Genomic DNA, 14,393 nt, shown 5'->3' on the forward strand with positions numbered 1-14,393 from the left:
TTCCGGATACGGCCACGACGCTTGCCGGGTCAGTTCGTCCGCCTGGAGGTCGCCGAACTCATAGGTTCCGGCTGCGTCTCACGCCGCGCAGCACTGCAGGATCGTGAACGGAGCCGCCACGCGAGCCGCACGCCGTCGCGGCCGAGCCGGCGGCCCCGCCGGTCAACCAGCAGGACGGTGTTGGCCGCGATTGTGTTCACGTTCGTGCTCCTCCCTGTCGTGCGGACCGGAGCTGATCAGCCGCGGTAGTAGTCGGCCAGCTCGACGAAGGCGACCTTGGGTTCCCATGGCATGTCCGGATAGCTGTCGCCACCGCGCTCTTCGAGAACCTTGACGATGCCGAGGCTGGCCAGATCGAGGTCGTGACGGGGGTCCTCGGGGCGGTGCGGGTAGTTGTAGAGCGCGAAGAGATACACAAAGGCACCGTCGACGCCTTCGGCATCGAAGATCTCCAGCAACTCTCGCAGGTAGGCGGCCTGCCCGGCCTCGTCGCGGTCGTGTTGCCCCTTCAGCCGAACCGGCTGACCGGTCTCGTCGTGTTCGACGATCTCCATACTGCGCGGCGCCACGTCCCCCGAGCCGCGCCAGGTGGCTGTGCCGAAGCCGGTGATCGCGACCGGTTTTCCCTGCGCCACAAGGGTGCGCACGCCCTCCTGGAAGCGGTCGGCCACCTCGGCGGACCGGATGAGTTCGACCGACATGATGTCGAAGAGGGTCCAGTCGACACGCTCGAACGGGATGCAGGCGTAGGTGATCTTCCCCTGGAAATGCTGGCGAATCGTCGTCACAGCATTGCTGAGGAAGTCGTTGAGGAGTGCGCTCGCCTCGGCGGTTCGCTCGCCAATGCGGTCGGGCTGGCTGAACAGTCGATCGAGCCGCTCCGCGATGTTGTCTCCGGGCAGGAATCCCCGATCCATGAGGCTCAACTCGACGCCGGCGACGAACACGACTTCGGCTCCCGCCTGCCGGACCCGCTCCGCCCGCAGGGCGCAGTCGGCGAACAGCGCCAGTATCTCGGTGGTCGTCAGGTCCAGCGGGTAGGGCGAGAACCAGACCTCCAGTCCGAGTTCGGCAGCGCAGCGCGCAGCAAGCTCCAGCCGCTCCGGATCGCCGCCGACGAGGTGAACGGCGTTGCAGTGCAGGTCGTCACGGATGACGGCCAGTTCCCGCTTCACCAGGTCGAAATCGAAACGTTCGCGGGAGATCTCACCGTTGCGGATTAGGCCGGTGTCGTACGCAATGCCCTTGGCACGCATGGGTCTGGTCCTTCCGGTCACGACGTGGAGCCCCAAGACTAGGCGATAAACTTGCGTGCACGCAATTTTGCGTTCACGCATGTCGACTGGGATACTCCGATCGTGACGACACGACGGACAGGTTTGCGCGAGCAGAAGAAGCAAGCGACCAGGGAGGCGTTACGCGAGGCGGCCCTGCGGCTCGCCCTGACGCGGGGTCCGGAGAATGTGCGTGTCGACGACATAGCCGAGGCAGCCGGAGTCTCGCCGAGGACCTACAACAACTACTTCTCCAGTCGCGAACAGGCAATCGTCGCCGCCGTCACGGCCGAGCGGGAAGCACGGATCGCGGCGGCGGTCACCGCCCGGCCCGTCGGCATCGGCCTCGCCCACGCCGTGGTCGAGGCGATCGTGGAGCACTACACCGACCCGGGAGAACAACATCGCGACGCGCTGCTGCTGATCACCACCCGGCCCGAGTTGCGCGAGGCGTTCATCGACACCACCAGCGAGATCGAACGCCCCCTCGCCGACGCGATCACCCAACGCATCAGCGACACCGACCCGCACACCGCCCGTGTACTCGCGGCGAGCGTGGCCGCCGCGATTCGGGTCGCACTCGACCAATGGGTACAGCCGAGGATCGCGTCTCCCGCGGCCGGCGAGCTCGTCGTGCCGTCCGGCTCGCTACCCGACCTACTCCGTGCCGCGCTCGCACCACTCGCACCCGCACTCGACGCGGCCGAACAACGAACACGACAACGCCAGCCTCGCTGAGGACACAGCGAAGGGCGGGACACATCTCGGTGCCGGCGGTATGGCCGAGCTCGATGCCGGGAACCAGCGCAGCGTCACACCGGCGACGGTCGAGCATCCGAAACGCTCAGCACCGAGCAGAAGTAGATCGAGGACGTGGCCGGAACTGCCTGATCCACCGTGGGTCCGGTCCGACAAACCTGGGGTGGCCATGGAGCCCTTCACCAAGCCGAGCGAGCCGTGCGTCGGTATCCGTTGCGGTGTGCGCGGCGGGCGCAACCTGTCTCACATCTACGAAAGCCGCCCCTCCGGTGAGTACACTGTTCGTCGACCGGGGCATGTTCGCCCGATGTGCCGCGACGTTGGGGTGACCGATGGCCACAACGGAGGCTCGCTCGAAAATGCCGAGCGCCATCGGTGCCACCGCCGCCCGCCGGCGTGCTGCCCAGCCGCCATACCTTTCCCTTGGCCCCGAACGTCGAGGGCCGGTACCCACCTCCACGCCAGGGCACATGGCCCCGTCCTATCGCTGGACCATCGACACGCACCGGTACGAACTGGAACTGGTTCGTGCCAGCGAACGGTCAGTCATGACAGCCTCGACGGCAAGGGGTGATCGTCGGTGCGCTGTTTCGCGGCCCCACGTTGCCTCGGGTGGCGGGCCCGTTATCGGGGCGTGCGGTTCCGGACGTGTCCGGCACTGACACAGACGGTTGACACAGAACAGGAGACAGCAGAGTGGCACCCAGCAGCACCGACGGCACGCCCGCGAACGAGCCTCCACCGGGTACCCAGGCAATCGGTCGCGCGCTGACCACCCTCAAACTCCTTGCCGGGCAAGAAACGGAACTTTCCGTATCCCGAATCGCCACCGAACTGGAGCTGTCACCGGGAACGGCGAACCGCATTGTCCGGGCATTGGTCGCCGGGGGCCTGGTCACCCACAACGCACTCACCGACGGGTACTACCTCGGCACCGGCGCCGTCTTGCTCGGGCAGGCCGCACAGCGTGGTTTCGGCCTCGATCGCGCCCTGCCCGTTCTCGAGCAGATAAACGCCGAAACGCAGGAATCGGTCAACCTCGCCGTGCGAGAAAGCGGTGAGTCCGTGGTCATGCTCAGGGCCCAGTCCACCCTCCCGCTCCGGTTCGAGCAACAGACCGGAGCGCGATTTCCCCTGTACACCACGGCATCCGGCAAAGCGATCCTCGCTCACTCCGCGGACGCGGAACATTACCTCGCCTCGTTGCCCGAGCGCCTGCCCCAGCTGACGGCGCACACCCTCGACACTCCCGCCCGAGTGGCGGCGCAACTGGAACAGGTGCGACGGCGCGGCTACAGCATCGACGAGGAGGAGAACGTCGCGGGCGTCCGCTGTGTCGGGGCGCCGGTCCTCGACTCGGACGGCAGGGCGCACGCCGCCGTCGTCATCCAGGTTCCCACCGTGCGAATGCCGCGCGCGCGGGTGCGCGAACTGGGCGTGCGAGCGGTCACCGGGGCCAAGGAGATCGCGCAGTTCGTGCCGATCAACCGGGTCATGTCCCGCTGACTCCCAGTTCCCGCGCGGTCAGCGTCGCCAGGTGCACGGGGTCGCGGTCGGTCAGTTGACGGATCTGCGTCCGGCAACTGAAACCGTCCGCGTGAATCGCGGTGTCGGCGGACGCCGCCCGTACCGCGGGCAGCAGTTCGTGCTCGCCACACGCGACGGAGACCTCGTAGTGGTCGCGCTCGAAACCGAAGTTGCCCGCGAGCCCGCAGCAGCCGCCTTCGAGTACGTCGACCTCGCCCGCGACGGAGCCGAGCACCGCGCGGTCGGCGTCGAACCCGAGATCGGCGTGCTGGTGGCAGTGCACCTGCGTCAGCACCCGGCCCCCGCCGGGCCGTCGCCCACGGAGTGCCGCGTGGTCACCGACCAGCTCGGCGAACGTGCGGGTGCACGCGGCCAGTGCGGGGACGCGGGGATCGTCGGGCAGCAGTTCTGCCGCGTCGGCGCGCAACATCGCGGTACAACTCGGTTCCAGCCCGACCACCGGCACTCCGCGTTCGAGCCACGGCTCCAGCACATCGAGTGTGCGTGACAGCTTCTCGCGGGCGGTGCCGAGCTGTCCGGTGCTGTACCACGTCAGTCCACAGCAGACCGATCTGCTCGGAAGGTGCACCTCGTATCCGAGTTCTTCCAGTACCGCGACGGCATCCCGTCCGGGGCCGGGGTCGAAGTAGTTGGTGAAGGTATCCGGCCACAGCACCACCGGGTCGCCACCGGGACGGGCTCCGCCACGCCGGGTCCACCACGAGCGGAAGGTCCGCTCGGCCAGTTTCGGGATGTCACGCTCGGCAGCGACACCGCCGATCCGTTTGAGCAGCGGGGCCAGCCGCGAGGACGTGACCGCGTTGACCACGCGGGGTGCGAGGGCGCCGAACCGTAGCCAGCGAGGCAGGGCTCCCATGCCGTAGTGCGACATCGGGCGGCGGCGATTCCGGTAGTGCTTGCTGAGGAACTCGGCTTTGTAGGCGGCCATGTCCACCCCGACCGGGCAGTCGGTCTTGCAGCCCTTGCAGCCGAGGCAGAGATCGAGCGCGTCCTTGACCTCCGTGGACCGCCAGCCGTCGGTGATCACATCTCCGGCGAGCATCTCGAACAGCAACCGGGCCCGGCCTCGCGTCGAGTGCTTCTCCTCGCGCGTCGCGCGGTAGCTCGGGCACATCACCCCGCCGGAAGGGGCCAGGCATTTGCCCACGCCGACACAGCGACGCGTTGCCGCGGCGAAATCTCCGCCGTCGGCGTGCAGGGCGAGCTGGGCACGTGTGGGCAGCACGGGCGGGGCGACCACCGGGCGCAGATCGGCGTCCAGCGGGGCTGGGTCGACCACACGGTGCGGGTTCATCCTGCCCTCCGGATCGAAGGCGGACTTGAACTCGCCGAACGCGCTGATGATGTGCGGTGGGAACATCTTCGGCAGCAGTTCCGCCCGCGCCTGCCCGTCCCCGTGCTCGCCCGAGAGCGATCCGCCGTGCTCGACGACCAGATCCGCGGCCTCTTCGAGGAACCTGCGGTACCGGTGGCGGGCGTCCGTGGCTGTGAACGGGAAATCGATCCGCACGTGCAGGCATCCGTCACCGAAGTGTCCGTAGACCGCACCGCGCCTGCCGTGGTCCTCCATCAGCTTCTCGAAGTCCCGCAGGTACCCGCCGAGGCGATCCGGTGGCACGGCCGCGTCCTCCCAACCCGACCACGCCTCGGAACCGTCGGCCAGGCGGGTCGCCAGGCCGGCACCTTCCTCGCGGATCCGCCACAGGGCGCGACGGTGGGACGGGTCGCCGACGACCGTCGCGGTGGCGCCGACATCGGGTGCCACCGCAGCGACCCGCCGCGCCAGCTCCTGCGCCTGCTCGACCGTGTCTGCCCCGGTCTCGAGGTAGAGCCACGCTCCTCCCGGCGGGAGGTCGGCGTCCACGGCCGCCGCTCCGCGGCGTGCGCGCAGGGCCGCCACCAGCTTGCCGTCGATGCCCTCCACGGTGAGCACCGGCAGGCCGAGCAGTGCCGGAACGGCCTCGGCGGCACTCACGTTGTCCGGGAATCCGAGCACGGCCATCGATCTCGCGGCCGGTGACGCGACCAGGCCGACGGTCGCGCTGAGCACGGTCGCGCAGGTGCCCTCGCTACCGACCAGGGCCCGCGCCAGGTTCCACCCGTTCTCCGGCAGCAACGCGTCGAGGTTGTATCCGGACACTCGCCGGGGAAGGGACGGGAAGGCGGCACGGATCCGGTCGGCGTCACGCTCGACGAGTGCGGCGAGGCCGCGATACAGCGTGCCGGTCCGGTCACCACGCGCGCACAGGCGTTCCAGTTCGTCCACCGGCGTGGGGCCGACCTCCAGCACCGTGCCGTCCGCGAGCGCGATCTCCAGTGAACGGACGTTGTCCGCCGTCTTCCCCCACGCGACCGAGTGCGATCCGCACGCGTTGTTGCCGATCATCCCCCCGAGCGTGCACCGGTTGTGCGTCGACGGGTCGGGGCCGAAGGTCAGCCCGTGCGGGGCGGCCGCGGCGCGCAGGCGGTCGAGGACCAGTCCCGGCTGTACCCGGGCGGTGGCGTGTTCCGGATCGAGGTCGAGTACCCGGTCGAGATGCCGGGTGAAGTCGATGATGACGGCGGTGTTCGCCGCCTGTCCGCCGATGCTGGTACCCGCTCCCCTCGGCAGCACCGGCAGGCCACGTTGCGCGCACACTTCCAGCGTCGCCAGCACGTCGGCGTTCGACCGCGGGGTGACGACCGCGATCGGAACGTGCCGGTAGTTGGACGCATCCGTGGAGTACATGGCGCGGGTCGCGTCGTCCACCCGCACCTCTCCCTCGATCGTCGCCGACAGTGCTCGCGCCAGTGCGCCGGTCTCCTCAGATGCGACAGTCAATGCGGCTCCGTCCCTTGCGACTTCTGCTGGTGGCCCGCGATCCGGTCTTTACGAACGGGGCTCCGGCACCTACCGTGACTGGCCACATAGTGGTTGCCTATCCCACATAGTGTCAATGGGAGGGTGCGCCACATACGCAACCGATGATCGGAGCCCGCCGATGAAGCCGGACATCCAACCCAACGAAAGCGTCTTCACCTGGGCCGCACCGCCACTGAAGTTCGGTGTGGGTGCGATCGACGAGATCGGCGCGGAGGCCGCGGCCACCGGCGCCTCGTCCTGCCTGGTGATCACCGACCGCGGAGTCCGCGAGACGGGAATTCCGGACCGGGTGCAGCGCAGCCTCACCTCTGCCGGACTCAAGGCGGAGGTGTTCGACCGGGTCGGGGTGGAGCCGACCGACGAGAGCATCGCCGAGGCGGTCACGTTCGCACGGGAACAGGACTGGGACTGTTTCGTCGCCATCGGCGGAGGATCCGCGATGGACACCGCCAAGGCGGTCAACCTGCTCACCACCCACCCGGGGGAACTGCTCGACTACGTGACACCTCCCATCGGCGAGGGCACGGCACCCTGGCTGCCACTCAAGCCACTGATCGCGGTACCCACGACGGCGGGGACCGGTTCCGAGTCCACGACCATCTGTGTGATCGACTTCCTCGGTCTGCACCTCAAGGCAGGCGTGAGCCACCCGCGCCTGCGCCCCTCGCTGGCCGTGGTGGACCCGCGCACACTGCTGACGCTGCCGCCGGAGGTGACCGCGGCCAGCGGAATGGACGTGCTCTCGCACGCACTGGAGAGCTACACCGCGATCCGCTACGACGCCAAGTCGGCACCCGAGGATCCGATGCGGCGGCCCGCGTTCTGCGGCTCGAACCCGATCAGTGACGTCTGGTGCGAGATGGCGCTGGGCCTGGTCGGCAAACACCTGCGTGCGGCGGTGTGCAACGGCCGCGACCTGCACGCGCGAACCCAGATGGCGCTCGCGTCCACCTACGCGGGCACCGGTTTCGGCAACGCGGGCACCCACCTGCCGCACGCCAACGCCTACCCGGTGGCGGGTGCGGTGAAGGACTACCAGGCGGCGGGTTACCCACCGATGCCGATGGTCCCCCACGGCCAGGCCGTCTCGGTCACCGCGGCCGCCGTGTTCCGCTGGACCTACCCGGCCGACCCCGAGCGTCACCTGCGGGCGGCGGAGCTGTTGTCCGGACGTACTTTCACCCGTACCGACGGCGCCGAAGCCCTGCCCGGCGTGCTGACCGAACTGATGGCCGACATCGGTATGCCACCCGGACTGCGTAGCTTCGGTTACGAGGAGAAGAACATCGGCGAACTCGTCGACGGGACCATGAAGCAGACCCGCCAGATGGCGGTCGTGCCCCGGCCACTCGACCGGGCGGCGGCGGAACGCATCTTCCTGCAGTCCCTGTGACCGCTCGAACCGAGGAGCACAGAACATGACAGGAACAACGAAAGACGAACACGTCGACCGCCGGGAACTGCGCACCGTCGTCGCGTCGAGCGTCATCGGCACGACCGTCGAGTGGTACGACTTCTTCCTGTACGGCACCGCCGCCGGCATCGTCTTCAACAAGCTCTACTTCCCCAGCGAGGACCCGCTGGTCGGCACCCTGCTGTCGTTCGCGACGTTCGCGCTCGGCTTCGTGGCCCGGCCGATCGGCGGGCTGATCTTCGGGCACATCGGCGACCGCGTCGGCCGCAAGAAGACCCTGGTGGCGACGATGCTCATCATGGGTGTCGCCACCTGCGCGATCGGCCTGGTGCCCACCTACGGTTCCATCGGCGTGGCGGCTCCGATCATTCTCGTCCTGCTGCGGCTGGCCCAGGGCGTGGCCATCGGAGGCGAATGGGGTGGCGCGGTGCTGATGGCCGTCGAGTACGCCCCACGCGGCAGGCGTGGTTTCTACGGCAGCTTCCCGCAGATCGGACTGGCACTCGGACTGATGCTCGGCACGGGTGTCTTCGCCGGGCTGGACGCCGTGATGAGCAGCGAGGCGTTCCTTTCCTGGGGCTGGCGAATCGCGTTCGGACTATCCGCGATCCTCGTGCTGGTAGGGATGTTCATCCGGCTCAGGGTGATCGAGACCCCGGCGTTCAGGAAAATGGAGCAGAGCAAGGCCAAGGCGACGGTGCCGGCGGTCGAGCTGGCCAGGAACCCGTTGTCGCGCAGGCATGTGCTGCTCGGAATGGGAAGCAGACTGACCGAGGGGATCGCGTTCAACACCTGGGCGGTGTTCGCGATCTCCTACGGGACCGAAACCATCGGAATGGAACGGCAGCCGCTGCTGCTGGGCGTGATGGCGGCGGCCGCGGTCATGCTGGTGTTCATCCCGTTGTTCGGCCGCGCGTCCGACCGTTACGGTCGCAGACGAGTGTTCGCGTTGGGGGCCGTGCTCACCGGAGCCGTGAGCTTTCCCGCACTCGCCGTTCTCGAAACGGCGCAACCTCTGGTCATCGGGATCGGGATCGTGGTCGTTCTGGGAATCTGCTATCCGATGATGTACGGGCCGCAGGCCGCGCTGTACTCCGAGATGTTCCCCACGGCGGTGCGTTGTACCGGAATCTCGTTCGTGTACCAGTTCTCCGGGATATTCGCCTCCGGGATGACTCCGCTGATCCTGTCCTTTCTGGTCGGACAGGCAGGTGGCGGTTACGGCCTGGTACTCACCTACCTGCTCGCGGCGACCGTGCTGAGCACGGTGTGCACACTCGCGATCCGGCGCGGCGACCTGTTCTCCGACGACGACGGGCCGGCCCCGGCCGGTGACGGACGGGAATCAGGGGGGCATCGGCAGGCCGTCGGCGGGCCGGGATAACTCACCGGGCGTCCGCGGTGCCGGCCGCGGCCGGCCGTCAGGCGCTGGGTCGCGTTCCTTCGCGGCCCAGCGCCTGCACGGCACTGACGACGGCCATGACCTCGATGTCGTGAGCCGAACACCCGCGCGAAAGGTCGTTCAGCGGGAGCCGCAAGCCCTGGAGCACCGGCCCGAGTGCGGTCGCACCACCGAGCCGTTCGGCGATCTTGTAGCCGATGTTCCCGGCGTCGAGATTCGGAAACACCATGACGTTGGCGTGACCGGCCACCAGGGAACCGGGAGCCTTCTTCGCTCCCACCGTCGCCACGACCGCGGCATCGAGCTGCAGCTCACCGTCCACCGCGAGCCCCGGCGCTCGCTGACGCACCAGTTCCGTCGCGGTTCGCACCTTGTCGACGCTGGCATGGCTGGCGCTGCCCTGCGTGGAGAACGAGAGCATCGCGACCTTCGGGTCCTCTTCGGTGAGCGTGCCGAACGTCTCCGCGGTGGCGACCGCGATGTCCGCGAGTTGGGTGGCGTCCGGGTCGGGAAGCACCGCGCAGTCGGCGAACGCCACCACTGGGCCATCGGCGAGCAGCATCAGGAAGAGGCTGCTGACACTGCCGGCGCCCTCTCGCAGGCCGACCACCCGCAATCCAGCGCGCAGTACGTCGGCGGTGGGCCGGGTCGCGCCGGCCACACAGGCGTCGAACACGCCGGTGCGGAGCCCGGCCGCGGCGAGGTAGAGCGGGTCCCGTTCGGCGGCGGACAGGTCGGCGGCCCTGCGGCCACTGAAACCCTCACGCAGGGCCCCGGTCACATCCTCCCGCTCCGCGAGCCGTCCGGAATCGAGGACGATCTCGCCCGGCAGGTCGAGGCCGAGCCGCGCGGCCACCGCACGGATCTTCACGGGCTCACCGACGAGCTTCGGCCGAACGAGGCTCACCTCGTGCAGTCGCAGCGCGGCCGTGATCGTCCGCTCGTCCGTGGCGTCGGGCAACGCCACGGACAGCCCGCGGCCGATGATTCGGCGCCGCCAACCGGCCAGCAGTCCGGCCGCCGGGCTCGCCTCGGGATCCGCCAGTGCTCGCATCGCCCTGCTTCCGGTCGATCCTCGCGACCAGATCCTCCGATCGCATTCCATAAAATGGAAACTTATTCCACCGATGAAACCTAAGTCAGCGCCGGATGTGCTGTCAACGCGCGGGGTACGCTGCTTCCAACATGTGACAGGAGGGAGTCATTCATGAGCGTGACCGCCGAGGGCGGCCGGGTGGCCGGTGCCCAGACCGTGGCCAGAGCGTTCGCCGTGCTGCGGCTCTTCCGAGACCACCGCGGCGATCTGGGAGTCGGCGCCGTGTCCAGGGAACTGGGGCTCAACCTGAGCACCACGCACCGGATAGTGCGCGCACTGGTCGCCGAGGGTTACCTGGCGCAGAACGAGGACAACGAGCGGTACTACCTGGGCACGGCCGCATTGCTGCTCGGCCAGGCGGCGCACCACAACTTCGGTCTCGATGTCGTCTACCCGGTGTTGCAGGAACTCGGGCGGGCCACCGGCGAATCGGTGAACCTCGGGGTTCTCGCCGGTGACGTCGCCGTGGTGGTGGAACGAATCGAATCCGCGCAACCCCTGCGATTCACCCAGCCGCCGGGCACCCGCGTGCCGCTGCACGCGTCGTCGATGGGCAAGGCACTGCTGGCGTTCAATCCCGAGGTGGAGGCCCGGACCCTGAAGGGTGTCAACCGGCTCACGCGAGTCACCGTCAAGACCCACGCCACGGCACGGAGCCTGCGCTCCGATCTCGACGCCATCCGCGCTCGCGGCTGGAGCACCGACGATGAGGAGTCCACTATCGGGGTCCGTTGTGTGGGAGCCGCTATCGGCGACAACCTCGGCGTGGCCAGGGCGGCACTTGCCGTGCAGGCCCCCGCCGTGCGGGTCCCGGACGAACGTTTCGACGAACTCGGCCCGCAGGTCGCCTCGGCGGCGAAGGAGATCTCGGCGCTGCTGCCCACCGGCCACAGCTTCTGACGCGCGGCCGGACGGCAGGAGACCCCCCGCCGTCCGGCCGTCCGCGACTACGTGGCTGTCGGCGCCGCATCGGCCCCGGGCGGGTCCGGTTCGGTAGCGCCGCCCGGCCCCACCTCGCCTTCGGGGGAGCCGAGGGAGGTGACCGCGGGTGGCAGCGCGTTGGTCGGGTCGATTCGCAACGAGGTGAGGCCGCCCACCAGCAACAGGACCGCGGACACCAGGAACGGGACCACCCAGCCGCCGGTCTGGTCGACCAGCAGTCCGAAGATCGCGGGCGACAGGATCCCCGCGATACCGAAGCCGGTGTTCATCACCCCGCCTGCGGTGCCGGCATGGTCGGGCGCGAGGTCCATGGGAATGGACCAGAGCACCGGGTTGGTCAGTTCAAGGAAGAAGAACGCCAGCGCCAGGCACGCGGTGACCAGCACGAGGTCGTGAATGAACAGGGTCGGCACCACGAACACGAACGAACCGAGCAGGCCGCACACGAGCACCGAACGTCGTGCCAGCTTCAGGTTCCCGGTCCGGCGCAGGAGGCCGTCGGACACCACGCCGCCGACGATGTCCCCGACCACGCCCGCGACCAGCACAAGGGTGCTGAACAGGGCGAACTTCTCGAGTTCGAGGCCATAACTGCCCGCGAAGAACGACGGTATCCAGGTCAGGTAGACCCAGAGCATCCACCCGTAGCAGAAGTCGACGAACGTCAGCGGCAGCACTCGTCGCAGGAGTCCACGCCATGGCACCGGTGGCCGGATGTCCGCCCGCTGGTGCGCGGAGAGTTCGGCGAGTTCGACCTCGGTCATCTTCGGGTGGTCGGCCGGGCGGTCCCGGTAGTTCAGCGCCCAGGCGATCGCCCAGCACAGGCTGACGGCACCGAGGATCCAGAAGGAGGCACGCCAGTTGAACACCGCGATGATACCGGCGACCACGAGCGGTGCGACGGCATTTCCCAGGCGGGCGAAGGCGTGCGTGATGCCCTGGCCGAATCCGCGCTGGTCGGCGGGAAGCCAGCGGGCCATCGCCTGGGTGGCGCCCGGGAATGACGCGCCCTCACCGAATCCGAGCGCGAGCCGGGCGGCGAACAAGGTAGCCATGCCGGACGCGAATCCGGTGAAGGCCGTCGCGAGTGCCCAGACGACGCCGACCACCAGCAGCAGTCTCCGCGGGCCGAACTTGTCCGCGAGTACCCCGCCGAAGATCTGGAAGAAGGCGTACGGAATCGCGAAGGCGGACAGCACCAGTCCGAGCTGGGTGTTCGACAGGCCGAGGTCCTCGCGGATGAACGGTGCCGCCGTCGAGATGTTGACCCGGTCGACATAGGTGATGAAGTACATCCCGCACAACAGAAGGAGAACGCGACCACGGACCCGGCCCCGATAGGCCCCGAGCACACCGCCCGGTCTGCGTCCCCCCGACCCGGACCGATTTCCCTGCACGTTCGCTTGCTGGACCATCGAACTCACCACCCTGTGAGGCGCCCGGCAAGGACGCGAAGGCTCCTGCAGTAATTCCAATAAATGGAATGAGATGCCACATAACGCTAGGGAGGCGCGGCCGACGTGTCAACAGTCACAACGCCCTCGCGCCGTTGACACCATGCACGGCCCAGTTCTAATTTGAGTTGAGATTGAATACCACGATGTGAAATCGCATTGTGCGTCGCAGCGTCGCGACGGCGCGCGGCCACGTCAGGAGAGGACGCGGTCCATGTCCGGCAATCCAGCAACGGCGGTATCGGAAGCAGCGCGAGCGACGGTGGCGGCAACGGTCGCCAGAGCGCGCGCCGCACAGAACATCGTCGGATCCTATGACCAGCAACGAATCGACGACGTGGTCGCCGGTATCGCGTGGGCCATCTACCGCCCTGACCGAGCCCGCGCCCTCGCCGAACTGGCGGTCAACGACACCGGGCTCGGCAACGTCGAGGACAAGGTCTCGAAGAACCGGCGCAAGACGATGGGCACGTTGCGGGATCTCGCGGCCGGCCGGTCGGTGGGCGTCATCGAGGAACGCCCCGAGGACGGGATCGTCTGCTACGCCAAGCCTGTCGGCGTCGTCGCGGCCGTGTGTCCCTCGACCAACCCCGCGGCCACTCCGGCGAACAAGACGATGATGGCGCTGAAGGGACGCAATGCCGTCATCATCTCCCCGTCGCCGAAGGGAGCCTCGACCTGCGAGCTGCTCGTCGAGTACATGCGCGCCGAACTCGACAAGGTGGGAGCGCCGTCGGATCTCGTGCAGTACCTGGACGAACCGAGCAAGGAACTGACGAACGAGCTCATGCGCCAGGCCGACCTGGTGGTCGTCACCGGTTCCCAGCGCAACGTCCGCCAGGCCTACAGCAGCGGCACGCCCGCCATCGGGGTCGGAGCGGGGAACGCTCCGGTGATCGTCGACGAGAGCGCCGACATCACCGACGCGGCCGAGAAGATTCGGCGCAGCAAGACCTTCGACAACGCGACGAGTTGTTCCTCGGAGAACTCGGTGCACATCCACGACACCTGCTACGAGGCGGCGATCGAAGCGTTACGCGCCCAGGGCGGCTACCTGCTCGACAGCCAGGAGAAGCAGCGCCTACGGGAAGTCATGTGGCCCGAAGGAAAACTCAGTCCGGCGATCACCGCGCAGGCACCGGAGAAGATCGCCGCACTGGCCGGGCTCGACACGTCCGAAGCCCGCGCGGCACGGTTCTTCATGGTCACCGAGGACGGCGTCGGGCCCGATTACCCCTTCAGCGGGGAAAAACTGTCGGTCGTTCTCACCGTGTACCGCTTCACCGAACTCGGCCAGTGCCTCGACCGAGTCCAGGAACTCCTCGACTTCCAGGGCGCCGGGCATTCCTGCGGTATCCACACCAGCGTGCCCGCACACGCCGAGCGGGTCGCCGAACGGCTCCGTGTCGCCCGCGTGCTCGTCAACCAGGCCCACTGTTTCGGTACCGGGGGCGGATTCGACAACGGGCTGGGCTTCACGCTCACCATGGGCGCGGGGACGTGGGCGGGCAACAGCATCAGCGACAACCTCTCGTACCGCGACTTCCTGAACATCACCCGTCTCGCAACGGTTATCCCATCGCGCGAGCCGAGTGAGGAACAGCTCTGGGGACGCTACATCGAGCGCTACGGACGGTGACA

10 protein-coding genes are annotated in these 14,393 nt (G+C 68.2%); 6 read left to right on the top strand and 4 right to left on the bottom strand.

Annotated features, from left to right (window positions below):
- Window positions 1-236 precede the first annotated feature (236 nt).
- Window positions 237-1,256 carry a hypothetical protein gene (locus tag CFN78_RS18965; RefSeq protein WP_094864185.1) on the bottom strand — a complete coding sequence of 340 codons (1,020 nt, stop codon included), beginning with the start codon at window positions 1,254-1,256 and terminating at the stop codon, window positions 237-239.
- Between the two features lie 102 nt (window positions 1,257-1,358).
- Here CFN78_RS18965 and CFN78_RS18970 point away from each other — a divergent pair, with 102 nt between their 5' ends.
- The gene (locus CFN78_RS18970; RefSeq protein WP_094864186.1) at window positions 1,359-2,012 is read left to right on the top strand and encodes a TetR/AcrR family transcriptional regulator; all 654 of its coding nucleotides are present in this window, start codon (window positions 1,359-1,361) and stop codon (window positions 2,010-2,012) included.
- 717 nt (window positions 2,013-2,729) lie between these two features.
- Window positions 2,730-3,539 (top strand): IclR family transcriptional regulator, encoded by an 810-nt coding sequence (locus CFN78_RS18975; protein WP_094864187.1) that lies wholly within the window; start codon window positions 2,730-2,732, stop codon window positions 3,537-3,539.
- Here the strand turns inward: CFN78_RS18975 and CFN78_RS18980 are convergent.
- Window positions 3,526-6,402 carry an FAD-binding and (Fe-S)-binding domain-containing protein gene (locus CFN78_RS18980; RefSeq protein ID WP_240519543.1) on the bottom strand — a complete coding sequence of 959 codons (2,877 nt, stop codon included), beginning with the start codon at window positions 6,400-6,402 and terminating at the stop codon, window positions 3,526-3,528. The genes CFN78_RS18975 and CFN78_RS18980 overlap by 14 nt on opposite strands.
- 160 nt (window positions 6,403-6,562) lie before the next feature.
- Between CFN78_RS18980 and CFN78_RS18985 the strand changes: the two genes are divergently transcribed.
- Both CFN78_RS18985 and CFN78_RS18990 read left to right on the top strand, forming a co-directional pair.
- Window positions 6,563-7,837: a hydroxyacid-oxoacid transhydrogenase gene (locus tag CFN78_RS18985; protein WP_094864188.1), complete on the top strand. Its 1,275-nt coding sequence runs from the start codon at window positions 6,563-6,565 to the stop codon at window positions 7,835-7,837.
- 25 nt (window positions 7,838-7,862) lie between these two features.
- Window positions 7,863-9,242, top strand: a complete 1,380-nt coding sequence (locus CFN78_RS18990; protein ID WP_094864189.1) for an MFS transporter — start codon at window positions 7,863-7,865, stop codon at window positions 9,240-9,242.
- Between the two features lie 37 nt (window positions 9,243-9,279).
- On the opposite strand, the gene CFN78_RS18995 is transcribed toward CFN78_RS18990, so the two are convergent.
- On the bottom strand, window positions 9,280-10,314 hold the full coding sequence (locus CFN78_RS18995; protein WP_094864190.1) for a phosphotransacetylase: 1,035 nt from the start codon (window positions 10,312-10,314) through the stop codon (window positions 9,280-9,282).
- Window positions 10,315-10,467: 153 nt separating this feature from the next.
- Between CFN78_RS18995 and CFN78_RS19000 the strand changes: the two genes are divergently transcribed.
- Window positions 10,468-11,256 carry an IclR family transcriptional regulator gene (locus CFN78_RS19000; RefSeq protein ID WP_094864191.1) on the top strand — a complete coding sequence of 263 codons (789 nt, stop codon included), beginning with the start codon at window positions 10,468-10,470 and terminating at the stop codon, window positions 11,254-11,256.
- A gap of 47 nt (window positions 11,257-11,303) precedes the next feature.
- Here the strand turns inward: CFN78_RS19000 and CFN78_RS19005 are convergent, their stop codons facing one another.
- Window positions 11,304-12,593: an MFS transporter gene (locus tag CFN78_RS19005; RefSeq protein ID WP_240519544.1), complete on the bottom strand. Its 1,290-nt coding sequence runs from the start codon at window positions 12,591-12,593 to the stop codon at window positions 11,304-11,306.
- Window positions 12,594-12,966: 373 nt separating this feature from the next.
- Here CFN78_RS19005 and sauS point away from each other — a divergent pair, with 373 nt between their 5' ends.
- Window positions 12,967-14,391: an acylating sulfoacetaldehyde dehydrogenase gene (sauS, locus tag CFN78_RS19010; RefSeq protein WP_094864192.1), complete on the top strand. Its 1,425-nt coding sequence runs from the start codon at window positions 12,967-12,969 to the stop codon at window positions 14,389-14,391.
- The last annotated feature ends 2 nt before the right edge of the window (window positions 14,392-14,393 follow it).

Origin of the sequence: Amycolatopsis antarctica (assembly GCF_002262875.1) — a bacterium.
Taxonomy (GTDB): Bacteria; Actinomycetota; Actinomycetes; order Mycobacteriales; family Pseudonocardiaceae; genus Amycolatopsis; species Amycolatopsis antarctica.